The organism is Halomonas sp. 113 (assembly GCF_904067645.1).
Taxonomy (GTDB): Bacteria; Pseudomonadota; Gammaproteobacteria; order Pseudomonadales; family Halomonadaceae; genus Vreelandella; species Vreelandella titanicae.
In genome coordinates this window covers 1,804,156-1,829,693 of sequence record NZ_LR881453.1, presented here as the reverse complement: position 1 = coordinate 1,829,693, position 25,538 = coordinate 1,804,156, and the positions used below count along the sequence as shown (strand labels likewise).

Below are 25,538 nucleotides of genomic sequence, written 5' to 3'. Positions count from 1 at the left end.
ATTTCTATTTTCTACGATTCGAAGTTGAAAATCACTTCGAGTTAGTTGAAGTTTATGTGACTCAGCCAAGTGAATCCGTTTCTCGGCGCCTGATCAATCGCAAAGGCTATAGGAACACGCTGGTGGAGAAAGTTGAGCTCGCCGTCGCCATGGATGTGCAGCGACGCAAAGTCGATGGGCAGGGTTTTCAGCAATCCAAATCCCTTGAGCGCTTAGCCCGACTACTTGACCAGTTAGGCCAATCCTGCCTTGAATTCACCGCCATCAAGGCCCTGAAGCAGCTTCCCGATAAATCGCGAAAAGAGTATGCCAAGCTCATTCGACTGGTGGGTAAATCATTGAAGCTGGTGATCATTAATATCGATGATGCAAACACTCGCCAAGGCCTGAAAATTGGACGCCGAATTCCCAAAATAACCGCCCGCTTAACCACTGCTTTTGAGCAGGACGCTTCAGGCATGCGTAACAGCGCCGTGGTGGATTTTCAGCTTAACCGTATGATCCATCTGCTTTCGGAGCTTGCCGACGCCCTACTCGCCGCCAACTTCGGCCCTGCCGTACGCTTGCAAAACTACAAGCAACTGAAAAATGCCGCCCACGCGATGACCGCCCAGAATGACGACTTTACCGTTGAGCGGCTGGCGCTTACCCGCAGCGGCAGCACCATTGCCACACTGAGAGCCGAGCACGCCACCTCTGGCAAGATGATGGCAGTCTACAAAGAGGGTGAAAGCCAGAAAGTCATTGAAGAACTTTACGGGGTAGATCAATGGAAACGGGTCTATCCGAAGGTGGCTCCAACGGTTCTCTCGCACCATGTCGAGCAGGGGGATGAGCTGGGTTCAATGGTGATCGAACACCTTCCCGGCCGAACGCTTGAGTCACTACTGTTAAACGACCAGTGGAAATCCGCCAAGCAACTTGCCCACACACTCCAACGGACGTTGAGAAAGATCTGGAAGACATCACGTACTAGCGAGCCGGCTCAACCCGAGTATATGCAGCAGTTGCGTAAACGCATGCCCGAAACCCGCCACACGCACCCGACACTGTTTCATACACACCAAACCATTTGCGGACTACCCCGCCCCAGTTTTGATGAGTTGATCGATCGCGTAGAGTCCCTAGAGCGTCAGCTTAGGGCGCCATTTTCCGTGCTGATCCACGGCGACTTTAACGTCGACAACCTCATCTATGACGAACTCAAAAATCGCATCTACTTTATCGACCTGCACCGCGCCTCCTATTCTGATTATGTTCAGGATTTATCCGTTCTGATGGCGTCAATTTATCGGCTGCCCATTATGGATGCGGCCCCTAGAGCCGAACTAATGGGATTGATCAGACAGCTCTATCAGTTTGCGCGCCGGTTCGCCAAAGAGAATAACGATGTAAGCTTTGATGCGCGGCTAGCCATCGCGCTGGGGCGCTCCTTTGCCACCTCTACGCGCTTTATCTACGACAAACGTTTTGCCAACCGACTCGCCCTTAGAGCGAGCTACCTGCTAGAGGCCATAACACTTCTAACCCCTGAGAAAATAGAGAAGTACAGGCTTCCCCTAGAGGATATTTTTAGTGATTAATAAGCGAATTGCGGTCATTGGGATACCTGGCAAATGGTCAACCGAGGTCTTGGCGAATCATTTGGAACAGCGCACCGGCTACCGCTGCGTTATCGATATGGCTGACGTAGTGCTGGAACTTGAAACCGGCGAGTTGCGTTATCGAGACACCCTGCTCAACACGCTTGACGGCGTGATCATCAAAAAAATAAGCGAAACCTACTCCCCTGCCGCCGACGACCGACTGCGCATGCTCAAAACCCTTGAAGCGGACGGGGTGCGCTGTTTCAGCTCGCCAAGCCAGGTCGGGCGCCTGATTAATCGTCTTGAGGGCACCGCCGCCCTGGCATCCGGCGGTATCCCGCTGCCCGCGACCCGAGTAACCGAGAGCACTGATGCAGCGCTGGAGGCTATCCAAACGTTCGGGAAGGTGATCCTAAAACCGCTCTACTCAACCAAAGCCCGCGGCATGGTGGTGTTAAAAGCGGCAGATGGTGTTAAAGCCAACACCCAAATACTGAATAAATTTAAGGCTAAGCATGGCCTTTTTTACCTTCAGAAATTCGTCAACCTGGGCGGTCAAGATCTAGGCATGGTATTTCTAGGCGGCAAGTACCTGTGCACCTATGCCCGTGTCGGCGATGACAAGTCGTGGAATACAACGATACACAGCGGGGGCAAATATCGAACCTTTGATGCAAGCCCTGAGCTGATTGAGCTTGGCCTAAAAGCCCAGTCATGCTTCGATCTAAGCTTTACCACTGTAGACATTGCATTGACCGATGAAGGGCCCGTGGTCTTTGAGGTCTCGGCCTTTGGCGGATTTAGCGGCGCGAAAAAAGGGTGTGGTATCGATGCCGCTGAGAAGCTGTGTGATTATGTGCTTAGCCAGCTTGAGGCCGAGACAGCAGAGACAGAGACAGCAGAGGCAGGTGAATGATCAACCTTTTTGATAATCAACAAATCAATCAGGCAAAGGCCGCCTGCACCTATGCGTTACCGCTGACGTTCAATGGTTTAACAATTCGCGTGCTGGCCGACCACCCAGCCATTCTTGACCATCTTGAGGTTTACTATGCTGGTTTAACGGCGTCTGGTTTGCTCCCGAAAGAAGTCCATACCCTTGACCAGCCAGAACTACCGGTATGGCTGTTGGATCAGCAAGCGGATACCAGCGGCCGCGAGTGGACAGCGGTAACACGGGCCAAAACCAGCGCTCTGGGGCTGAAAGAGGCCTACGTGGATACTCCTCAAGGGCGCTGGATTCATAAAGTACGCACGGGGATGGTGCTGTTCCAATCGTTAACGGCGCCAGCTGCGATTGGCGAGTTAAACAAGCACTCATCGCAAGTCATCAACTTTATTAACAACCAGTTTCTCAATCACCATCAGCGCCATGGTTACCTGCTCGGCCACGCCTCGGCCTTTGATATCGATGGCAACGTCACGGCCATTGCCGCCAGCTCTGGTGGTGGTAAATCGACGCTAATGCTGAAAGCGCTGGAAACCGCAAAGGCGCGCTTTCTCTCCAATGACCGGATTCTGTTTAAGCCCGAAAACGACCAGGTAAGCGTTATCGGTGTCGCCAAGCACCCCCGCGTTAACCCAGGCACGCTGATCAACTCCCCGCGTTTGAGCGACATACTGCCCACTGAAGAGCGCGACCGATTTACCGGCATGCCCAAAAGCCAGCTATGGGATATTGAGCAGAAGTACGATGTATTGATTCCTAACGCCTATGGCGAGGGTAAAACCGCTCTCTCCGGCACGCTCAAACACCTAATACTGCTGGACTGGGCATTAGACGCTACCGCCCCGACAGCCCTGAGTAGCGTGGATATCCCCCAAACACCTGAGGCGCTTGATGGCTTACGCAAAAGCCCAGGGCCATTTTTTCAGCACGTGGATGGCCGCTTTCCCGCCGAGCAAGCCCAATCTGCCAAGGTCTATGCCGAACATCTAGCGAGCGTTGAGGTGCTGCGCCTCACCGGTGCCATCGATTTTGAGCGTGCCATTGCGCTGCTCCAAGCCAAAGGCATTCTCTGATGGTGGCACTGGCGCTGATTCGGCACGGTGAATATTCTCAACTGGCGGATACACCCAGCGCCCTGCAGCCCTACCCACTCACGGAAAAGGGTGCGGCAGACGTTCGAGAGCAGGCGCGTCAATTCGGCGCGTGGCTAGCCACTTCAGGCTATCAGCTCAATGCGGAGATACACTGCTCGACGCTGCTAAGAGCTTGGCAAACGGCCGAAATCTTCCGCGAAGAGCTAACGCCGCTGTTTGCGGAGCCACCCTGTTCGCGCAGCTTTTCGGCCCTATGTGAACGCAGCGTTGGGGCGTTGGCCAATCTCAGCATTCAGGAAATAGAACGGATCGTCGCCCTCGACCCTCGCCTTGAGCCCTTACCTAAGGGCTGGAAATCAGCCAGCGATTTCAGACTGCCCTTCGACGGCGCGGAATCTCTGTTGGAGGCAGGTGCAAGGGTCGCTGCCCATTTACAAGCACTTTTAGAGCCACAGCCGCGGCTCGAGACAACGAAGCAACTGAATCAGCTTCAGCACCTAAATCAACTACAGCTGGTGGTAGGCCACGGCGCCTCCATTCGCCACGCCAGCTATCATTTAAATGTCATACCCTTCAGCGATATTAAACGGTTAAGTATGTTTCATGGTCATCCGGTCGTTTTCGAGCGGCATAACCAAGGCTGGCACCGACTGTACGGAAACTGGAAACAGCGCCAGCCAGCAGACCCTCTCGATTAGACGATAGCGATGAATAAGATGGCTTCTATGACCGCGTGCAATGTTATTCCAAAGGTAAGCAAACAACCGTATCACAACGCCATCTTGACGCGCCTTCCGACAGAGTGGGCGCCCTGGCCCGATGACGCGACTTCGGTCAATCACGATGAGGCGCTAGGCACCTTTGTTAAGCGCTCGCGAAAAAAAGGCTTCGCCTGGCCCAAAAAGCCAGTGGCATTCATCTCAGATCCCCATGCGGACGCCGAGGCATTTGAAGCCTCGCTAATTGCTGCAGGCGTGATCGAACGCGAAGGCTCCCACCTATGTGAATATGCACTGACGAAATTCGGCAAAAAGGCCGAAATCGTGGTGGGCGGAGACTGCCTGGACAAAGGCCCCAGCAATCTGATGATGCTGCGCAGCCTGGCCCACTTATACCGCCTCAAAGCAGATATCACTCTGCTGGCCGGTAACCATGATCTCCGCTTGCTGATGGGGCTGCTATCGTTGGAACGCGACACTGACGCCGGTAGCCAACATCTCTTTGTGCGCATGGGCAAGAAGGTGATACCGCTGTTTAAAGAGGTATTCGATCAATACCTGGCCGATACCCATTGGGACAAAGGATTACCGTCCGAGCAGGCGTGCCGACAGGCGCTGTTTCCAGGCAACGACTGGTTCGAGAACTTCCCCTTCTATGCCGCCGGGTTTCTCACCCCCGAGGGTATAGAGCGTGAAATCAGCAAGATGACCACCAAGGCACAGAGCTTCGAGGCGCACTGTGCAAAAAACGGCCTGACGCTCACCCAAGTCTACGCCGCCGCGATGAAGTGTCGTTCGCTATTTCTTAACAAATCGGGGGAATTTAGCTGGTTTTTCCGCCGCATGCAGTTGGTTAAAAAGCGCGGTTCCTTTCTGTTTCTGCATGCCGGCCTCGATGATCATATGGCCGAACTGCTGGCCAAGTACGGCGTAAAACATGCCAACCGTGCTTTCAAAAAAAACCTAATGCACCAAAACCTGTTCAGTTTTTATTATGGCTCTTTGGCCAATACCTTTAGAACCAAATACCGTAAAGCCGATCTTCCCCTTACGCCGCGCGGCGCCTACGTTGCCCGGCGAGCGGGCATTCAGGTGCTGGTTCACGGCCATATCAACCAACACTTTGGCCAGCGGGTCACGCTCAAAAACGGGCTTATCCATATCGAAGCCGATATCACCCTGGACGCTCACTCGCGTAAAAATGAGGGGCTCGATGGCTACGGTGTAGGGGTAACGTTAATCGACAAAAACCGTGGGCTGATCGGCCTTAGCTGCGATTACCCTCAGGCAAAAGTGTTCAAGCCCGGCCGCAAAGGAAAACTGGTGGAGCCCGCTAAATGAAGTCAAAAACGAAATTCAGTCACGATTCGCTGCTGGATCGTCAGTCAACCCAAGAGTTACTGATTACCCTGGCAAATGCGATCAATAAAGGCGAGTTAGCCTTCCAGGAAAGTGAAGGTGAGCTGGTACTTTCTCCGCAGCAGTTGCTGCAAGTCTCTCTGCGCGCCAGTGATGAAGGCGATAAACAGGAGGTGGAAGTAAAGATTAAATGGCGCACCAAAGAGAAAGAGCTTTCCGACACGCCTCCCAAAATTAAAACAAAAGCGGGTAAGCGTTAAGAGCTGACGCCCCGAGCCCTACCCACATGAATGTGGGTGTATGATGCCCATGTTCGCGCCAGAGCCCTTTCGGCTCACGAAAGAAAGCTATGGGAGAAAGACTATGGGAGCGTGGAAATGGACGTCACACATTTAGAGCACGTCGTTATCGCTTTGATCATTCAGCTCTCACTATTGCCCTTTGTTTCTGCTCGCGTGGCGGGTGTTATCCCGGTAGCGATACTGCTTGGCCGCGAGATCGCTCAGCACGAATACAGGCTAGGCATCCAACGAGGTTGGGCATGGGGCGAAACGCTACCGGTCGGTATGTTTGAGGGCGTCTGGCGTGGATGGACGTTAGACTCAGTGCTTGATGTTTTGCTTCCAGCACTGGCGTGCGGGCTGCTAGCGGTTATGATTGGCTTTAAGAAAAGGCATACAACCAAAAACAGCTAGGCCCCTGGCACCCAGTGGCTGGCCTGGGTGGCATCAAAGGTGTCAGCTAGTCATTATCGAGATGCTCGGTACGGTATAACTTCCACTCATTTTCAACCCGGCCATCAGGCAAGCGGCAATAGCGGCCAGTGCCTAGGCTGCTTTCGCGAATTTCATTCTCCCCACCGACACTTCTGCAGTATTCAGCCGCGTATTGGGTCATCTGGTTTTGAGAATTGGGGTCACCACCGCCCGTGGCACAGCCGCCGAGCATTAGTAGCACTGTCATTGGGCCGTAGCGGTATATAGATCCTGTAAGCATTGGAACCTCCCTCCCTGAGCATACAGTTCAGCGTCACTTTGATTCTGGTGAGTAACCGCGGACACATCAAGCAGGATGTTACTAGGCAAGAGATATGATGATTCCATAGAGCGTTTGCTGATATGGAAAATGGTAGCTAGGCTGTAGCTAGTCCTCTTCGATGTACAAGCATTGTCTATGGCTATTTTCAGCATTGAATTCATAAGGCCAGCATCTATTTTATAAGGCCAGGATCGTATTCATAAGGAGGGTGACGCTATGTCCAGCCCGGAACATAAGCAAAAGATCTGGAAAATGATCAAAGATATCAAAGTCGGCATGCTGGTGACGTTGGATCACGACACCCCACGCGCCCGGCCAATGCATCTGGTGCAAGACGAATACGACGGCACCTTGTGGTTCTTCACCCGCCGCAGTGCCGAAAAAGTATTTGAAACCAAAAGCGACCACGATGTGTGCCTTAGCTTCTCCGACCAGGAAGATGGCGTCTACGTTTCGCTATCGGGTAAAGCCAACCTGACAGATAACCGTGAATTGATTGAAAAATACTGGAACCCTTTCATCGCCGCCTGGTTCCCCGAAGGTAAAGACGACCCAGACGTCGCCCTGCTAGAAATTAAAGTGCAGATGGGTGAGCACTGGAAAGCCAAAGAGAGCAAGACATTCCAGCTTTACGAAATTGCCAAAGCCAACCTCAAAAAGGACGCCACGCCGGATCTTGGCGAAAATGAGAAGTTCGGTGGATAAGGTCCTTCCCAAGCGCCCCGCTGCCGGGGCGCTTTACGGCCTGACCGTTATCATGTTGCTCATGGGTTCATCCACCTCATGGGCCAATGATCAGTCCCAGAGTGATAATGCTCCCCCTCAGGGCGAATGCGAACTCAACGATCAGCAGCAGGCAATGCTGTCTCAAATCAACGAGGCGCGTAGCCAAGCGAGACAATGCGGTGACCAGCAGTATAAAGCAGTAGAGTCGTTAGCATGGAGCTGCAAGCTGGAAGCAGCGGCCAAGAGCCACTCTGAAGACATGGCTGAGAATGACTACTTTAGCCATACCGGCCCGGAGGGTGTAGGCATCGAGCAGCGTGTGGGTAATCAGGATTATGTGTGGCAAGCCGTGGGTGAGAATATCGCCGCTGGCCACACCTCGGTCTCTGCCGTCGTGGAAGGCTGGCTAGACAGCCCCGGCCATTGCCGCAACATCATGAATGACGCCTTTACCGAGATGGGCATGGCAAAAGCCGAGGATTCGGAGTCGCGCTACTCGACCTACTGGACACAAACGTTAGGCAACCCGCGCTAAGCGCCCAAGAGTCAGTTATTGCCCGCCTCCTAGCTCACCGTAGTGGACAGCCGTAATCGCGTTTTTAGGCGAGCCATCGACCAGCTTGGTGCTATAAGTCAGGTACACAAAGGTCTGGGTTTCGGCGTCATGCATGCGAACGACGCGCATATTCTTGAAAAGCGCCGAGCGGCGTTGACTAAAAATCACCTCTTGCTCTTCTACTTCAGCGGGATCGAAGACAACCTCCCCTGTCTGCCGACACGCCACGCTCGCCTCACTGGCTTCCTCAGCAAGCCCCACCGCCCCAGTGATCCCGCCAATCTGTGAGTAAGAGAGATAACAGGAGATACCCTGAACCTTCGGGTCATCGAAGCGCTCCACTTCAATGGTGTTGTTCGGGCCCAGCAGTTTGAACTCGGTACGCACGCTGCCAATGTGAGCATCCTGAGCGAATAGCGTGGGCGGCAGCAGTGATAACATAACCATAAGTGGCCCGAGGGCAGCGCGTTTAGAGAAAAACATGGTGAGCTTCCTTGATAATAGTCAGTCGAGCGATGATCAAGCCTAGAGGATACGTTAATCCAGGAGAAAGCTCAGCGATTATCAAATTACAGGTACACATTAACTAAGTGCTATTTATTGTTACGAGGTGCTGAATTCGATGCTCGATAGAATGAAGCCAACAACTACGTAATAAAATCAAAATTTAAACTCATCTCCGTCTTCGTAAAATAGATCAATATCATTTTCAAGCTTTGACTGTTTAGCCTGCTCTTGCGCATGGAATTTCACTCGTTCTGTTAACTGAATTACTTGACTCATTGAGAATAGTTGAGCGTAGGCTAACGGCAAGGCACCACGGCGATGTAAATCAGCTAACGTTCCTTCTCCTAATTGGTTCAGAGCTTGCTGATTAATACAATGTAAACCCTGCATATGCAGTGACGCCTGCTTGTCAACCCAGGTCAGCTGTAGAGGCCAAGGCTCGATTAGGCCTGCTTCACTTAACACTTGGCAGGCAGCAGTCGTTAAGTGTCGGTTACACTCGCTTTGTTTGAGAAAACTCAGTGTTTGTTCGACTTGATTAGCAAGATTTCCCTTCTCTCCAAAAAGTGGCTCGGCGCTCAAATCGTCAGTGAGGTGCTGCCGTTCTATGCAGAATACTTTTTTATTCGTCTCGGCCTTTGCCAAGGTAAACGGATACTCTCGCAGCGACGCGGGCACATAATCACCCAGCCAACGACCATCGCGATGCAAATACAAGTTGCATTCGTTAAATCCCAGTACTGCTACTGGGTGATAACCCTCATTCTGGTAAATAAAGCCCAATACATAATGGGGTACCAGTCTGGCTAGCTCTTCCAGAAGAATGGGAGCCAAGTGATATTCTGCAGAAAAGAAATAGCCTTGACGTGACCAGAATCGTTTATTGACATGCTGAGTGCGTGATATGGCGATCCATTCAAGCATGAGTGCACCTACTGTTCTTCAAAAAAAAGGGGCTGGTGAAACCAGCCCCTCATGCTACTAAGCTACTAACTTATCAAAAACTTCCTACCGTTGACTCATCATTAATACCAACTAGGCCAACTTCTTGGCTCATTGATGAGGGATTGAGAGTTCCAAACTCATCATCTGCCGACATATCACTTATAGAGTTACTCTCGAACAGAAGGGTTGCATTATTACTTAGTTGGCTAGCACTGGCGTTATCAGCCACAGTAATAGCAAGCGTTGGAGCAGTCCGGTCTCCTCCAGCCGCCTCGACAAAGCGAGTCCCACCAGTTCCTTCTATTTTGACCGTGATCAGATCTCCTGAGTTAAGTCCCTCCTGAGCAATAAGTGAATTAAGTTGATTTGCCAAGTTAATACCTACGGTTATATTTTCACCATCCTGCCATGTACCTGTAGCCTGCCACACTTCCTCTTCAGAGAGATAATTACGGTTAGTGACTGAGCCGAAGCCCGCTCCGTTGAGTGAGTTCTCTACGGAGAAAGTCATCGTCGAGTTAGCAGAATGCGTCCTATCAGATACCCAACTGATAATCGCACTATCAATAGTTTCACTATCATCAAGATTAATATTATCAGGCACGGTAAATTGAATACCGACAACATATGAGCCTATCTCTAAATCAGGACTAGACAGAGATGAACCCTGTTCAATGTCGCCATTAGCACTCTCGACCATGGCGACAAAGTAAGTATCTGGCTCGTTTTGATCCTCTGGCACCACCACCAAGTCAAAACCAGCTGTCGCAGTAGCACCATCTTCATCGGTTACCTGAACTTCCAGCGCGTAATTACCTACCCCTGCACTAGGGCTCCCCGAGAAAGTCTTCGTTTGTGCGTCGAAGAAGACTCCATCAGGTATGTTTAGGGCTTCATAGGTCAATATATCGCCATCCAGGTCGCGAAAGGTATCATCAGGAATCTCGAAGAAAAACTCATCTTCAGCTTCGATCGTCTGATTTTCAAGAGGGTTATTAACGAAAGGCTCGGTATCACCGCTAAGTATAAAGGTAGAGTTCGTCGCGTTTATACTTGGCGCATTGCCTTGGTAAAGCTCAAAGAAGTCAATATGGAAGCCTTCGGAACGGCCTGCGAAAGTAATCGTATGAACACCGGCGTCAAGCACAAACTCCGCTGGGAAATTCGGTACCGAATCCGAGGTGCTATCGATAAAGTTCGCGAAGCCAAAATCGCCTGTTGCATTACCATACAGCTTTATAAACCCACTATTATCTATCGCATTGACATTACTAACGAGAAGCTCTTCAGCATTGTCATCTATCTTCACCCAGACATCATTCTGGGCATCGCTGGCCCCACCTGGATCCCGTGTCCCCCGAACTCGCAAGGTAAACTCCCCTGCTGCCGACTCAGGAATGACGAATGTATAGGTCAGTTCTGCCTGCGGCCCATTAAGAGCCTCACTGTCCTCATCGCCCCAGAGATAGTAACCAACTCCCTGGAAGTTCGCCTGGTTACCATTTTCGTCTGCCTCATCGAAGAACTGCCATTTGCCAGGAGGGTTTACTCCACCAGGTCCATTTATATCCTCAAACTGTACTTTAAGACGACTGCCCTCCATAAGGTAATAACCTTCCGACGGGATTGTCGTATCGCCATCCACAACAGGCGTACCATTCGAAATTAGATAGATCGGCTGCGATACCGGCCCCAATCCCAAGCCATCAGAGGTATTCGGGTTATCAATGACGGATGCAACAAAACCAAGCGGAAGTGTGTCATCTCCATCGAAGCTGGAGGTGTCGTTCAGGAAATCCCCATAGGTAAACTCCTGCGAAACATCGGCTGTGCCACTGGCGCCCAGCTGTACATCTACAAACTGGAACTCTGCAGCATTGTTAGCAGGGAAATTCTTATCCGCTAGACGGGCATTTACAGTATCAGCAATGCCATCCTGATTATTGGTTACTGGCTGGTGCCCCTTAGTCATGACGACTCGCACCCATTCACCAGCTGGCCCGCTAACAATTACCGAAGGTACTTCACCACCGTAGGTCCCTTGACTACCGGCAGAAAGCCCGTTGACACTCAATTCGGCAACTAGGTTAGGTGGCGTTTCACTCACCAGCACTTGTGCTCCAGCCTGGCTGCCATCGCTCATCAATTGTCCGCTGGCAGTACTACCATCAGTAAACTTGATATACACATTGGAGCCGATAAGTTCCGCCCCTGAGATCCCCCCCACATCCCAGAAGGGAATCGATCCCGTATCGACACTGGATTTGGTAAAGCCAGCAATCGAGTTAGGATCCATATCACCACTGAAACCAACTGTTTCACCGTTAGTAAATCCACCGTTGGCAGTGGCCGAAAATTTCACCAAGGCCCCACGGTAACCACCATTATTATCTGAATTCTCAGGCTCAGGATCGATTCCCGGCAGGAAATAATGCTCGTAGCCAGACGACCCCACAGGCTGAATTGCCCCGGTGTTACCGGCACTGTTGATCGCCCACTCCTTGGCTGTCGCATCCCCACCCTTGCCATCGGGATCAAACACGCTATCGCCATAGAGGGCTGTCGTCACATCAAAGAAAACCGCGGCGATCTTCTTATCTCCGGTATTTTGCACCTGGAACGAGTTACTGCCGTAATTGGAACTCTGTACGTCATTCCCGCCAGGAGTCACAGTGACCAATGCAGAGCCAACATCACCTTGATCATAGCTATCCGATAATTCGAGGTTAGCACCAGCAAAAATTTCTTCGATCTCGGTCGCCGGCACCGGCAAAGGAGTGCTAGTGTCTTCCTTGGCACTTACCTCGAAGTAGTCATAGGCAGCGGTAAAGGCTTCCGCCGCACCATGCGTGTGGGTAATCCCTACGCCGACCGAAGCTGCAGGGTCTAGTATCGCCTCCTTAAGGGCTCCGGTGAGTTCCAACCCGCTAATGGTCACGCTGGCATTACCCGGTAAAGGTTCACCTGATGCGTCCAGTAAAGTGACTGTCGCCGTCGCCATAGTATTGCCGACGTTATTGACACTGACATCGAGTACTAGCTTCGCTTTTGCAAAATCACCAAAGCCATAACCATCTGGGAAGTCAGCCCCAAGTTTGGTTTCGGCGTTGTTGTCACGCGAGGAAAACTCAATGTCCTGACCAACACTGCCAAATACCAACTTGGCAAAATCATTACTGTTCACACTAACCGCCAGCCCTAGCTGCGAATAACTACCGGGCGCCGAAGCAAAGGGGTTATCCACCACGGACTCCAGGATGAAGCCTCCATCACGAATAATGCCCAAGTGATAATCATTCTGTGGCGTATTTGCAGACCCCGTATCACCACTCGTTGTCGTGACCCTGAGTTGATTATCGGCAACGATGCCGGCGCCGGTATCTTCGTCCTGAAATGCCACATCAGAACTGGCCATAACCCCGGTGAAACCGTTCTGATAGGGAGTGCCGTTTACTTCGAAATTAAGGCGTATGCTTTCGCCGTCGGCCAAAGGCTGCCCATTTTGGGCGTCATAAGCAAAGACATCATCTACATTGGCATCACCATCACCATCAATATCTTCATCCGCCTGATTGGCAGTGCCATCTTCGTCCAGGTCATCACCCGGGGCATAACCGCCAAGCGGGCTGCCCTCATCAAAGTCGATCATGAAGCTCGTCGATGGCGTTGAATCGACAAGGTTGGCATTCTCTGAGGCATCTGAGACCGCCCCCTGAGCCACCCAGACCGTATAACTACCATTTTCATTCCAACCTCCAGCTGGAGACGAGATCGCATAAGTTGCTTCGCCCGTCGTTGCGTTGAAGCCATCGAAACTGATCGTGGCAGCAACTGGAACCCCATCCAGCATGAGTGCGATGTCACTGTTATCAAGCGTCTCCGTAGCGATGCCCGAGGCATCAGCGTAAGTGACAACAACCGTAAGTTCCGCGTCGGTGTTGACTGGCTGTAGGATAGCAATCGTCGCGACCGGCTTGTCGTTATCGTCAGTGGATTCTTCGCCCTGTTGCTGAATACGCAAGTAGTCATAATTAGCAACAAAAACTGGACCGGAACCAAACGAGGTCTGGGTTACGCCAACACCGAACTCTTCTCCCGCACTAGTAATGGCTGTATTCAAAGGGCCATCCGGTAGGAGCAGTGCTGGCAGAGCCGTATCTCCCAAACTTTGTCCCGATGCATCAAGGAAGGTCATGGTGCCCGAGAAACTCGCCATGCCACCATCAACACTGGCTTCGATAGCCACAACAACATCAGCAATCTGCGCGAAGCTGATGCTTGGCGGCAGGCTGAAGGTCTGTTTGCTTTGTGAACCTCCTAGCTCATAGGAGTATTCAATTTGCCCGCCTCCGACGTTGCCGAAGGTTACCTTCAGATATTCGTCCTGGCTGAGGCTTATATTAAGACCCAGCTGCGAATACTGTGCAGGCAGCGAAGGGAAAGGGTTGCCAAATTTAAGCTCAGCAGTAAAACCATCACCTCCAGACACATTAGTATAGTAATTATCATTGGCGTTATTACTGCCTCCAGCATCACCCTCACTGGCCGAAATAACCAAATTTCCATTAATGATTTCAGCTGTACCGGTTTCCTCTGTGTCAGTACCCGAACCTTCAGTCACTCCGTCAAATAAGCCTTGTAGAGTCTCACCTTCATCGAATTCAAGATTGATCGTCGCAGGATCGGTGCTGGTAATATCATCCTCCGTCACCGTTCCCATTGCCGTCGCAGCAGCGGGATCGATAGCAAACGCCTCGTCTGCAATCCCGGCTAGGATGACACTGACCTGCTCCGGGCCGTTGGCTTGATCATCGTTGGCGACGTCAACCGTCAAACTGCCGACGCCGCCGGTGAAGACCACCGTGCGGGGCTCGGATGTACCATTAATAGTGAGATCCAATGCCACCTCGCCGCTGAAGCCTTCCGAGGCGGTAAGGCCGAAGCTTAGCGTGGTGGCACCCTCGTCGCCGCTTTCGACCATCGGATCAGCATCGGAAATACCGATCAAGGTCGGCGCCGGTGGCTCGACAATTCCCGCGGGCACAAACTCGATATAGTCGATACGTGCGTATTCCAGCGTAGCCGCAGTTGCAGAGAGCGCCAGAGTAGCATCGTCGCCCACTGTGACATTTTCGAAAGTCACCGTGCGGAAGCTTGCTGCCTGGGCAGCATTGCCACTGGTGGCGTCGTTATCGAAGATCCAGTCGCCGCTGAAGCTCTGGCCCTGGGCATTACCGATGCTCAACTGCGCCGTACTTTCGCCGTCGTTTTCGTCAAAATACCCGACAATCACGGTGTAAGTGCCCGCCGCAACCGCACCGGCTAGCGCGTAACTGGCCGTGCCCGACTCGCCACCCTGCAGCCGGATACCTTGACCCTCATCCGCTGCGCCGATGTTCTCGACGGTGTAATTGGTTGCCGTGGTAAAGTCCTCGGCCTGAAGGCGTACGGGCGTTGTTGGTGCGACCTCGTCATCCTCTGTCACTGTGCCCGTTGCCGTCGCAGCAGCGGGATCGATAGCAAACGCCTCGTCTGCAATCCCATTCAGGATGACACTGACCTGCTCCGGGCCGTTGGCTTGATCATCGTTGGCGACGTCAACCGTCAAACTGCCAACGCCGCCGGTGAAGACCACCGTGCGGGGCTCGGATGTACCATTAATAGTGAGATCCAATGCCACCTCGCCGCTGAAGCCTTCCGAAGCGGTGAGGCCGAAACTTAGCGTGGTGGCACCCTCGTCGCCGCTTTCGACCATCGGATCAGCATCGGAAATGCCGATCAAGGTCGGCGCCGGTGGCTCGACGATTCCCGCGGGCACGAACTCGATATAGTCGATACGTGCGTATTCCAGCGTAGCCGCAGTTGCAGAGAGCGCCAGAGTAGCATCGTCGCCCACCGTGACGTTTTCGAAAGTCACCGTGCGGAAGCTTGAAGCTTGGGCAGCATTGCCACTGGTGGCGTCGTTATCGAAGATCCAGTCGCCGCTAAAGCTCTGGCCCTGGGCATTACCGATGCTCAACTGCGCCGTACTTTCGCCATCGTTTTCGTCAAAATACCCGACAATCACGGTGTAAGTGCCCGCCGCAACCGCACCGGCTAGCGCGTAGCTGGCCGTGCCCGACTCGCCACCCTGCAGCCGGATACCTTGACCCTCATCCGCTGCGCCGATGTTCTCGACGGTGTAATTGGTTGCCGTGGTAAAGTCCTCGGCCTGGAGGCGTACGGGTGTTGTTGGCGCGACGTCATCATCCTCTGTCACTGTGCCCGTTGCCGTTGCAGCCGCGGGATCGATAGCAAACGCCTCGTCTGCAATCCCGGCTAGGATGACACTGACTTGCTCAGGGCCATTAGCTTGATCATCGTTGGCGACGTCAACCGTCAAACTGCCGATGCCGCCGGTGAAGACCACCGTGCGGGGCTCGGATGTACCATTAATAGTGAGATCCAATGCTACCTCGCCGCTAAAGCCTTCCGAGGCGGTAAGGCCGAAGCTTAGCGTGGTGGAGCCCTCGTCGCCGTTTTCGACCATCGGATCAGCATTGGAAATACCGATCAAGGTCGGCGCCGGTGGCTCGACAATTCCCGCGGGCACAAACTCGATATAGTCGATGCGCGCATATTCGAAGGGTGCTGCCGTGCTTGCCAGGTCCAGAGTGGCGTCGTCACCCACCGTGACGTTTTCGAAAGTCACCGTGCGGAAGCTTGCTGCCTGAGCAGCATTGCCACTGGTGGCGTCGTTATCGAAGATCCAGTCGCCGCTAAAGCTCTGACCCTGGGCATTACCGATGCTCAACTGCGCCGTACTTTCGCCGTCGTTTTCGTCAAAATACCCGACAATCACGGTATAAGTGCCCGCCGCAACCGCACCGGCTAGCGCGTAACTGGCCGTGCCCGACTCGCCACCCTGCAGCCGGATGCCTTGACCCTCATCCGCTGCGCCGATGTTCTCGACGGTGTAATTGGTTGCCGTGGTAAAGTCCTCGGTCTGGAGGCGTACGGGTGTTGTTGGCGCGACCTCGTCATCCTCTGTCACTGTGCCCGTTGCCGTCGCAGCGGAAGGATCGATGGCGAACGCCTCGTCTGCAATCCCAGCTAGGATGACACTGACCTGCTCCGGACCATTGGCTTGATCATCGTTGGCGACGTCAACCGTCAAACTGCCGACGCCACCGGTGAAGACCACCGTGCGGGGCTCGACCACCCCATCAATATCCACGCTCAGAGCTACCTCGCCGCTAAAGCCTTCCGAGGCGGTAAGACCGAAGCTTAGCGTGGTGGTCCCCTCGTCGCCGTTTTCGACCATTGAGTCGGCGTCGGTAATACCGATCAAGGTCGGCGCCGGTGGCTCGACAATTCCCGCGGGCACAAACTCGATATAGTCGATGCGCGCATATTCGAAGGGTGCCGCCGTGCTTGCCAGGTCCAGAGTAGCGTCGTCACCCACCGTGACGTTTTCGAAAGTCACCGTGCGGAAGCTTGCTGCCTGGGCAGCATTACCACTGCTGGCGTCGTTATCAAAGATCCAGTCGCCGCTGAAGCTCTGGCCCTGGGCATTACCGATGCTCAACTGCGCCGTACTTTCGCCGTCGTTTTCGTCAAAATACCCGACAATCACGGTGTAAGTGCCCGCCGCAACCGCACCGGCTAGCACATAACTGGCCGTACCCGACTCGCCACCCTGCAGCCGGATACCTTGACCCTCATCCGCTGCGCCGATGTTCTCGACGGTGTAATTGGTCGCTGCGGTAAAGTCCTCGGCCTGGAGGCGTACGGGTGTTGTTGGCGCGACCTCGTCATCCTCTGTCACTGTGCCCGTTGCCGTCGCAGCAGCGGGATCGATAGCAAACGCCTCGCCTGCAATCCCGGCTAGGATGACACTGACCTGCTCCGGACCATTGGCTTGATCATCGTTGGCGACGTCAACCGTCAAACTGCCGACGCCACCGGTGAAGACCACCGTGCGGGGCTCGACCACCCCATCAATATCCACGCTCAGAGCTACCTCGCCGCTAAAGCCTTCCGAGGCGGTAAGACCGAAGCTTAGCGTGGTGGTCCCCTCGTCGCCGTTTTCGACCATTGAATCGGCGTCGGTAATACCGATTACCGTTTGGCCAACATCATCTTCTGCCACTGTGCCCGTTGCCGTCGCAGCAGCAGGATCGATAGCAAACGCCTCATCTGCAGTCCCGGCTAGGATGACACTGACCTGCTCCGGACCATTGGCTTGATCATCGTTGGCGACGTCAACCGTCAAACTGCCGACGCCGCCGGTGAAGACCACCGTGCGGGGCTCGGATGTACCATTAATAGTGAGATCCAATGCCACCTCGCCGCTGAAGCTTTCCGAAGCGGTAAGGCCGAAGCTTAGTGTGGTAGAGCCCTCGTCGCCGTTTTCGACCACCGGACCAGCATCTGTTATGCCAACCAGTACCTGAGGTGTGGCCTCTTCGGTCGAGGACACCTGGAGATAGTCGTAAGAAATGTCGAAAGTATCAGGCGACTGACCACCGGTGGATGTTTGTATAAAGCCTACGCTGACGCCCTGAGCTTCATCCTTAATTGCTGAAGCCAACGGATCAGTCAGCGTTATTTCTCCCGAAGCACCGTCAATTATATTGGTATTATTCAACGTCAATACAGAGCGAGTGAGTGCCGTAACTTCGCCAGATGTAGTATCTACGACTATTTCAAGCATCAGCTTCACTGAAGCTATGTCGCTGTAGACAACACCACTCGGCAAGGCAAAGGTCGCGCCTGGTACAGCAGGTGTTGCTCCCTCTACCTGTTTATTTTCATGAGCGAGCTGGAAAGCAGCGGTGCCGTTCGCACCGAAAATCCATTTCACTAGATTGTCTTCCGAAAGACTGACCGCAACACCACCAGCCTGGTAGTTAAGTGGTGCCTGCAGGCCCTCTTGCTGATCATCGAAGTCCGGCATAGTAAAACTTGTCTCAACGATAAAGCCACCAGGATTCTTAACCCCTACCGCATATGCATCCTTCTGAGAATTGTTGTTGGTATAGTGATCACCTGTATCGGCTACAATATTGAGTGTGCCATTCTCGACACTTGCTGTACCGCTCTCGACAGCTCCAGCAGAATTACTCTCATTTGCCCGGCCCATTAACCCCGTCAGGCCAGCCTCATAGGGACTCGCGGTGTCTTCTTCAAAGTCAAGCAAGAAGGTTTCGCCAGCCGCTAAAATCATGCCATTAGCAGCATCGTATGGGAAAAGGTCGTCATCATTACTAACGCCGTCCTCATCCAGGTCGTCCGGATTGGGCACAGAGCCCTCATCGTCTTCGGTCACACTGCCCGTTGCTGTGGCCGCCGATGCATCAATTTCAAACAACCCTGTGCTATTGACTGCGACCAAAGTGACTGAAATTTCGTTGGTACCATTAGCCACATCGTCATTAGGCACATCAACCGACAGGATGGCGGTGCCGTCGCTGAAGTTCAACGTATCCGTCACGGCCGCGCCATCGATGCTCAGGGTCAATTCCACCTCGCCACTAAAGCCATCTGAAGCGGTGAGGCCGAAGTTCAGTGTCGTGAAGCCATCGTCTCCATTCTCGATGATGTCAGGAGCATTGACGATAGCCAGAGTAGTGGTGGGATCCGTTGGCTCTGAAATGAGATCCGGCGAGGTCACGTTGAGATAATCCCAACTAGCCATGAACGACTCTATGGGATCGTTGTAATCAGTTGAAGTGACCCCGACTGCCGTTGTTGAGTTCGGATCAGTAAGATTACTTAGCACTGCGGGTGGCAACACCTCAGGGGACGCCGTTGCGAAACCTTCGGTTGCCTCGGCACGCAAGCCCCCCAGAACATTTTCGTTAGTATCGAAGAAAGTAACGATAGGAGTCACAGTACCGGCTGTTTTGTTGACGACTAGCGTCAGTTCTACAGAGGCAATATCATTCAGGGTTGTTGAGGCATTACTCAGCATACTCGCAAGCGGAATGACTGTATCAATGGCGCTTTTGGACCAGATTTGCACCCCGTTACCGCCATTACCACCGAACACTAGCTTGACAAGCTCATTATTGCCCTGACTGCCAAGACCGAAGACTATGCCTTGCTGGGCATAGTTCGGGACAATATCAGTTGGTAGCTCTTGGGCTGCGAGCGCGGCAGGGAAGGGATTATCAAAGCGCGAGGTAATGTTTATCGTCTCTAACGCTGGATCGCCCAGTGCCACATACTTGATAAAGTCATTCGCACTCGGGGCAGCCGCTTGTGAAATGTCGCCATTGGATGTCCAGACGACCAGTTCGCCCCCCTCCACAGTCGTGAAGACCGTATCATCTACAACGTCACCCAGCGTGCCATCAAAACCGCCTTCCTCAAGTGGCGATCCGGGATTCTCGAAATCAAGTTCGAGAATGACTCCATCGCTCGAGTAATTCACATAAACCGAACTAGCCGTTGCGCTGTTGCCATTGTTATCGCTATCGAGTACTGCATTGGCGGCGACTGAAGCGGTGATTGTCCCGGTTTGCCAGCCGCTCTCAGGGGCGTCAAAGATATAGGTGGCAATGCCACTGGCGCTATCATAAGCCACCAGCGAAGGAGTAACTAACGCACCAGCGGCAGAGGAAACAGTGACATCGGTAGCACCGATCTGTGTGCCAGAAATGTTGCCATCGTCAGTGTACTGGACAGTGACAATAACCTGTCCATCGCTCGATTCCGGCGCTTCAATCGAAAGAATGCTGGCAATCGGTATACCGCTGTCGACTGCCTGATAAATAGCTATGGCGTTGAAGCCCGGCTCGCCGTTATCCGCATTGACATCAATAACAATCTTGCCATCTGTCACTATAACGTTTTTGGTAAGAACGGTTGGCTTGTCGGCTCCTCCCGCTGCTATAAAGGCATCAAAGTTCTCAGCAAACAACTCGCCTTGTATCGTGTAGTCACCCTGGCGCTGGCCGCCCTGGGTTTGATAAAGCTCAGCAAAATGCAGCTCTACCACATATAAACCATTGGGCACTTCATAGGTTGCTGTGTATGAGCCAGCGGCAGAGTCACGATAGGTGTGGTAGGCAGAACCATCCAGATCGACCCCACCACTGTTACTACCGGTTGCTCCGGCTTTACCATCAATATTACTGCCTGTTTTTGTACTCGGCGAGTAATACGCGGGGTCATCCGCCTCAAGATCGATACCCAGAATCGGATCATTAGTGATGGCACCGCCATAAGTATTTTTATCATCACCCTCGAGACTATTATCGATAGTGTTGCTGGTTGGTCCGACGTTTATCGCTCTTTGCAACGCCCCCTTGACGAGCTGTTCAAGGTTCCGGGCAATAATGACATCCGTTTCAAAAGCGGCGATACCAAGGCCTGTCGTATCAGTAAAGCTACCTGCAGCAACGCCAACCTTGAAAGCACCATTTTCCCAAGCATTAGAACCTGTCGGCGGGGAAATGGTGTACTGGATAGTAGCGGTTTTGCCATCATTGCTGAGTGTAATAGCATCGTTATCAGCCAGGGAGACGGCACCAGGCTCATAACCGGTAAAAATCAGCTCATCACCATTGATAGAATCAACATTAATTCCAGCGTTATCGGTAACCACTACTGTGGCCAAGATGTCACTGTCGTTATCGAAAGGTTGATCGATCATTATCGACACGACTTCCGGTGGTGTTACATCTTCAGGTGGCACATAGGTGCCACCAACTTGCCAGACCACCAAACCGCTGATTTTGGCCTGATTGACCGAGGCATCGAAGCCAATGTTGAGAACCCCATCAGTGACGGTAACGGCATAGGTCTTGATCACTTCGGTTGCTGCGCTACCAACATCGCCAATAATGTCATAGTCATCTTCCACCAGCGCATCTTCAATGCTGATGTCAAAGACACGCGCTCCGGTACCACTGCTGTTTTCCACACCATGGTAAATTTCGGCGAAGTACATATCGATCAGGTATTCACCGTTCTCGACCGGAATCGAGTAGCCCCATTCGCCGGCATCTTCTGCCGAGCGCTCAGACTGATGCAGCTCATCGGGGACACTGCCGTCGATGTCGACTACGTTGACATAATCTTTGGAGGTGACACCGCTAACCCAGCCATTAACCTCAGCGTTGGTCATGTCTGAGAGGAAATCAATTGTCTGGTCACGTACGGTGACGTTGTTAATATCGGGGCCCCCCGAGCTGATCGCAGCAACCGCGGTCAACGCAGGTACAGTGGTAATGCGCGTCCCGTTGGCGGTGGACGTGAAGCTGAATACTGACTCGCCAGTACTGGGATCGAAGTCGTCAAAACCTTCACCACTAAAAGTGATTGCTGTTTCGTTATTGATAGTAATGATCGCGGATCCAGCTTGATAGGTTACGTCGCTGGCATCGAACGAAGCACCCTGAACAACGACTTCATCGTCGGGTGTGAAGTCGGTGATTTCAGTACCGTTTATAGTATCGAGCGTACCTTGGAAGCTGTCGGCTCCACCGCCCCCTGTAAACGTATTATTGCCACTCCCGGCGATCATCACGTTGTCGCCGCCATTACCAGTGGCATGAAAATCTGCCATGGTGCCGGAGCCATCGAAGTTCTCGACGCTGTCATCCAGCGGCGACAGTACGGTATCGGTTCCGGTATAGATAATAGTGTCAATACCATTAGAGCCTTCGGCCCCCACACCGCCAGCCGAATCTGCCTCAATCTCATTACCGAAGCCATTTATTTTGAGGTTTTCGAAGTTAACCGGTGCAAGAGGCGCACCTTCACTGGTTTCAGCTAGGAAGCCAAAAGCAGCTCCAGAGGAGGCCTGGGAATCACCATCGCTGATGGTATGATTACCTGTCAGGACGTCACGTAAAACACCCTCAGGCAGCGTAAAACCATTCAGAGGCAGTTCGGTAAAGGCATCCTCGCTGTTGAGACGGTAGCTCGCATAGAGGGCAAAGCCGTCAGCCATATCGATCTCGAGGTATAATTCAACCTGCGTAACAGCAGTATCTGTCAGTCCTGGCACCGCCACTTGAGCCAACGCCAGATAATTGTTGTCGTTGATTTCATAACCAACTTCAAAGCCAGCTTCTCCGTTTACCTCTCCAAACACAAGGCGTACGAAGTTGGCCTGAGTACCATCGCCAAACATGAGTCCAGTCAGTTGGCCATCTTCAACACTGCCATTATCGGCAATCCAGTTGAGCACCTGTGTTGTGGCCACCAGACGCTGAACATCACTGCTGGGATTAACACCCACATGCATAGCATCACGAACGCTATTTACAGGGCCGACCACAGTGCCCGGCACAACCTCCTTGATTTGGAACAGCGCGGCATTGGCACCGGGAATGATATTACCGCCGATATCATAAAGGCCGGGAAGCCCCTGATCCGGGTTGGCATCCTGGTTCGGTGTCGTACCATCAAGTGCTGCGCCCATCAAACCAGTATCACCGATGGTGCCGGGATAGGGAGCCTCGGTAGGCTGAAAATTCATGACGATGGCTTCGCCTGGCGTCAGCGCGAGACCATTTGCAGCGCTGTACTCAAATGGATCATGAATATGGTTAATGCCGTCAAGATCATGATCAGTCGGATCAGCGGCTTCACTGCCGGCGAGAGGAACAGCGCCATTATTGGGCTGGAGGATTTCGATTTTGGTACCACTTCCGCTGTAAACAGTTGCCCAAACAGAACCACGAAACGCTGCCTGGTTATCCCATGCAGATAGGTCATCGCCAATAGAAGCCAGCCCAAGAGGACTGCCTGACAACGTCAATGTGATCCTCTCAGCAGCTTTTACCCCACCGCTACCGCTAGCGGTTTGCATGACGCCATTCTCATCCCGCCCCATCACGATGAGGTTGCCACCGCCCAACTGTACTGCCATAAGAGCGCCGGACATCTTCGTCTCACCATCATCAAAAACGGTCGACGTATATTCGGTCAAGCCATTGATCGACCCTGTACCTGAGTCAATTGCGCCATCGTTATATCCTCCTTCGAGATAGTTGCCTTCGATAGCGTTAAGTGTGGCCACCACGTCATCAATATCTGCTGGCACCCCAGCGGTTCCGAGTACATCGGATCCCCCGATACTCGACGGCGTCTGGGTATAGTCACTAGTCAGGTACGCTTCACCATTTTCGGTAATGTAATACAGCTCTCCAGGAGCTAAGCTAATAACGCGGCTTGTAAGATCCCCAGAAGACACGCCGTTAGACTCACCCTCCACAGTTACCAGCCAGTCGATAACACTGTCATAGTGCTCTTCAGATACCAGCAGAAAAGCGTCCTCAACCCCATTTTTGGGCGTAAAGAGGAGCCCAGCTTCACCGCCACTGGCACGTGTCGGGTTCGGGTGGCCGCCGTAAACCAGGGTTAAAGGATCGTCAAAATCAGGATGCGCCATTACGTAGGTGGCGGCGCCCGCCTGACCAGCGGAAAGAACCCGGCCAGCGAGATCGTCTGATCGAGTGATTTCGTGAAACTGATCGAGGTTTTTAGGATTCCAAGCTTCAGTATTGATGCTGTCACTACCACTACCATCACCGTTATTAAGATTGGTAGCTATATAGTTTTCATCTTGTTCAGCATCGATATTGCCACCATTATCCCCCGCCTCGCCAACAGGGCGACCGCCCCAGCTATTATTAGCGCCGTTATCATAAGTCCAAACGCGTCCATCTTCGGTAACTTCTACATCATAGGCATTACGATACCCCGCAGAATAAATCTGCACTGGACCGTTAGGGTCTATTTTTCCACCGTTGAAGCCATCATTACCACCAAAGGGGTCAGTGAGCGCTTCTTCGCTCGGAGAGCGTGAGGGGGCGTTTAAGGTAGGAATGTCATAGACGTAATTGCGGCCATCATCGTTTTTGATCTCCATGGATTTAAGTTGATCAAGATCGACCTCTAGAATCGCCGCACTATAGGCCGTTTCCTGCTGTCCAGAAAAATTATTCGAAGGTGCACCAGCATTGGCATTACCCCCGTTAGCAACGATGAGCCTCTCACTTAGTAAACGACCGTTATCGTCAAACTCTTGTATGACTTCCAAACCATTAAGAGAGTGATTCTCTTCGGAACGAGCAAGTCCCCGGACAAGATCTAGTGCTTCCCATCCATCTACTGTCTGCGTTAGGCGCGTAATGATGCCAGAGTTTGTATCGAGACCTGTGTCAGAGCCACTACTCCCAGCACCAATGCGATTATCACTAGATGTCACATAGATATTGACTGCCGGCTTTCCATTAATTATGACCGGGTCACCGTTTTCATCATATTGCGGGGTTACATCAATACCCGTAACTTGACGATTGTTAGATCCCCCCTCGGTACCATCATCGTTATGGTTAGGTAATTCCTTTACTAAAAAAACAGTTTCAGCTTCAACAACATAGAAACTTGCCGTACTGTCACTATCTGCTGTATTAGGATCTCCAAATGCTACGGTTAAAACCTTGACATCACCACTCTGTTCAGTGATATAGAGGCGACCATCTGCCCCCCACACCAGTGCGGTAGGTTGGGACAAGGTAATTTTTCCGTTGAGATCTAAACTGCTTTGAGAAAAATTATTCGTAACCATGATGGGAGGATCCTTTTAACTGATTATTTTAAAACAGCTTTCGGGCAACAAATTAACTAAAAATTACTAAAACAGAACGCAAGCCCTACTTCGCATCATGAACTTTAATCTGCAAGCAATTTTCAGCTTCATTAGTTTTATCAACAATGCTAAAGCTACGCGGCAACAAACGCTGCTGCATAGCTTCCTCGCAAAGCCACGCACTGGTTAAAAAATAGTTCGGATAAAAAAAACATCAACAGACTTATTATAAAAATCAGGCCAACTAACCAAGAAAACAAAGTTTAGGTTTTATTTTTTACTGTTACCAAGCAAAAAAAACATTAAAAATAATACATTTTCCGTTTAAAAAATGACGCCAACTAATGCTTTTTTTACAGTAGAAACCTAGCTATCAAGGACTAAAAACATACCATTCCAGGCCACACCCAGAAGCTAATGCACTGATTTCTTATTAACAACATCAATCAAGACAGCTTCCCTTACTT

13 protein-coding genes are annotated in these 25,538 nt (G+C 52.2%); 9 read left to right on the top strand and 4 right to left on the bottom strand.

Going from position 1 to position 25,538, the window contains the following annotated elements; all coding sequences use genetic code 11:
- Positions 1-122: 122 nt before the first annotated feature.
- The 7 genes from YERSI8AC_RS08555 (at position 123) to YERSI8AC_RS08525 (ending at position 6,402) form a co-directional block, all read left to right on the top strand.
- On the top strand, positions 123-1,583 hold the full coding sequence (locus YERSI8AC_RS08555; protein ID WP_159176560.1) for an aminoglycoside phosphotransferase family protein: 1,461 nt from the start codon (positions 123-125) through the stop codon (positions 1,581-1,583).
- Positions 1,576-2,502: a GAK system ATP-grasp enzyme gene (locus tag YERSI8AC_RS08550; RefSeq protein WP_159176559.1), complete on the top strand. Its 927-nt coding sequence runs from the start codon at positions 1,576-1,578 to the stop codon at positions 2,500-2,502. Before YERSI8AC_RS08555 ends, YERSI8AC_RS08550 begins: the two co-directional genes overlap by 8 nt.
- Positions 2,499-3,608: an HprK-related kinase B gene (locus YERSI8AC_RS08545; RefSeq protein ID WP_159176558.1), complete on the top strand. Its 1,110-nt coding sequence runs from the start codon at positions 2,499-2,501 to the stop codon at positions 3,606-3,608. The genes YERSI8AC_RS08550 and YERSI8AC_RS08545 overlap by 4 nt, the downstream gene beginning before the upstream one ends.
- Entirely contained in the window at positions 3,608-4,327 is a 720-nt protein-coding gene (locus YERSI8AC_RS08540) for a histidine phosphatase family protein (protein ID WP_159176557.1), read from the top strand. The genes YERSI8AC_RS08545 and YERSI8AC_RS08540 overlap by 1 nt, the downstream gene beginning before the upstream one ends.
- 27 nt (positions 4,328-4,354) lie before the next feature.
- Positions 4,355-5,689 carry a metallophosphoesterase gene (locus YERSI8AC_RS08535; protein WP_236557274.1) on the top strand — a complete coding sequence of 445 codons (1,335 nt, stop codon included), beginning with the start codon at positions 4,355-4,357 and terminating at the stop codon, positions 5,687-5,689.
- Positions 5,686-5,967, top strand: a complete 282-nt coding sequence (locus tag YERSI8AC_RS08530) for an amphi-Trp domain-containing protein (RefSeq protein WP_022524071.1) — start codon at positions 5,686-5,688, stop codon at positions 5,965-5,967. Before YERSI8AC_RS08535 ends, YERSI8AC_RS08530 begins: the two co-directional genes overlap by 4 nt.
- A 117-nt stretch (positions 5,968-6,084) precedes the next feature.
- Positions 6,085-6,402 carry a hypothetical protein gene (locus YERSI8AC_RS08525; protein ID WP_089690695.1) on the top strand — a complete coding sequence of 106 codons (318 nt, stop codon included), beginning with the start codon at positions 6,085-6,087 and terminating at the stop codon, positions 6,400-6,402.
- 46 nt (positions 6,403-6,448) lie between these two features.
- On the opposite strand, the gene YERSI8AC_RS08520 is transcribed toward YERSI8AC_RS08525, so the two are convergent.
- The gene (locus tag YERSI8AC_RS08520) at positions 6,449-6,703 is read right to left on the bottom strand and encodes a putative hemolysin (RefSeq protein WP_022524073.1); all 255 of its coding nucleotides are present in this window, start codon (positions 6,701-6,703) and stop codon (positions 6,449-6,451) included.
- Positions 6,704-6,961: 258 nt separating this feature from the next.
- Here YERSI8AC_RS08520 and YERSI8AC_RS08515 point away from each other — a divergent pair, with 258 nt between their 5' ends.
- Complete coding sequence (locus YERSI8AC_RS08515) at positions 6,962-7,450, top strand: pyridoxamine 5'-phosphate oxidase family protein (RefSeq protein WP_089690652.1); 489 nt, start codon at positions 6,962-6,964, stop codon at positions 7,448-7,450.
- On the top strand, positions 7,443-8,006 hold the full coding sequence (locus YERSI8AC_RS08510; protein ID WP_236557273.1) for a CAP domain-containing protein: 564 nt from the start codon (positions 7,443-7,445) through the stop codon (positions 8,004-8,006). The genes YERSI8AC_RS08515 and YERSI8AC_RS08510 overlap by 8 nt, the downstream gene beginning before the upstream one ends.
- Positions 8,007-8,021: 15 nt before the next feature.
- On the opposite strand, the gene YERSI8AC_RS08505 is transcribed toward YERSI8AC_RS08510, so the two are convergent.
- From YERSI8AC_RS08505 to YERSI8AC_RS08495, 3 genes are all read right to left on the bottom strand, one after another.
- Entirely contained in the window at positions 8,022-8,510 is a 489-nt protein-coding gene (locus tag YERSI8AC_RS08505; protein WP_089690648.1) for a CreA family protein, read from the bottom strand.
- Positions 8,511-8,687: 177 nt separating this feature from the next.
- Positions 8,688-9,458, bottom strand: a complete 771-nt coding sequence (locus YERSI8AC_RS08500; RefSeq protein ID WP_159176555.1) for a SapC family protein — start codon at positions 9,456-9,458, stop codon at positions 8,688-8,690.
- A gap of 73 nt (positions 9,459-9,531) precedes the next feature.
- Positions 9,532-24,996, bottom strand: a complete 15,465-nt coding sequence (locus YERSI8AC_RS08495; protein WP_201524292.1) for a malectin domain-containing carbohydrate-binding protein — start codon at positions 24,994-24,996, stop codon at positions 9,532-9,534.
- Positions 24,997-25,538 lie beyond the last annotated feature (542 nt).

Coding starts and splice junctions, on each gene's coding strand:
- YERSI8AC_RS08500 (WP_159176555.1), bottom strand. CDS start 9,458: ATGCTTGAATGGATCGCCATATCACGCACTCAGCATGTCAATAAACGA.
- YERSI8AC_RS08525 (WP_089690695.1), top strand. CDS start 6,085: ATGGACGTCACACATTTAGAGCACGTCGTTATCGCTTTGATCATTCAG.
- YERSI8AC_RS08540 (WP_159176557.1), top strand. CDS start 3,608: ATGGTGGCACTGGCGCTGATTCGGCACGGTGAATATTCTCAACTGGCG.
- YERSI8AC_RS08530 (WP_022524071.1), top strand. CDS start 5,686: ATGAAGTCAAAAACGAAATTCAGTCACGATTCGCTGCTGGATCGTCAG.
- YERSI8AC_RS08545 (WP_159176558.1), top strand. CDS start 2,499: ATGATCAACCTTTTTGATAATCAACAAATCAATCAGGCAAAGGCCGCC.
- YERSI8AC_RS08520 (WP_022524073.1), bottom strand. CDS start 6,703: ATGCTTACAGGATCTATATACCGCTACGGCCCAATGACAGTGCTACTA.
- YERSI8AC_RS08505 (WP_089690648.1), bottom strand. CDS start 8,510: ATGTTTTTCTCTAAACGCGCTGCCCTCGGGCCACTTATGGTTATGTTA.
- YERSI8AC_RS08535 (WP_236557274.1), top strand. CDS start 4,355: ATGACCGCGTGCAATGTTATTCCAAAGGTAAGCAAACAACCGTATCAC.
- YERSI8AC_RS08515 (WP_089690652.1), top strand. CDS start 6,962: ATGTCCAGCCCGGAACATAAGCAAAAGATCTGGAAAATGATCAAAGAT.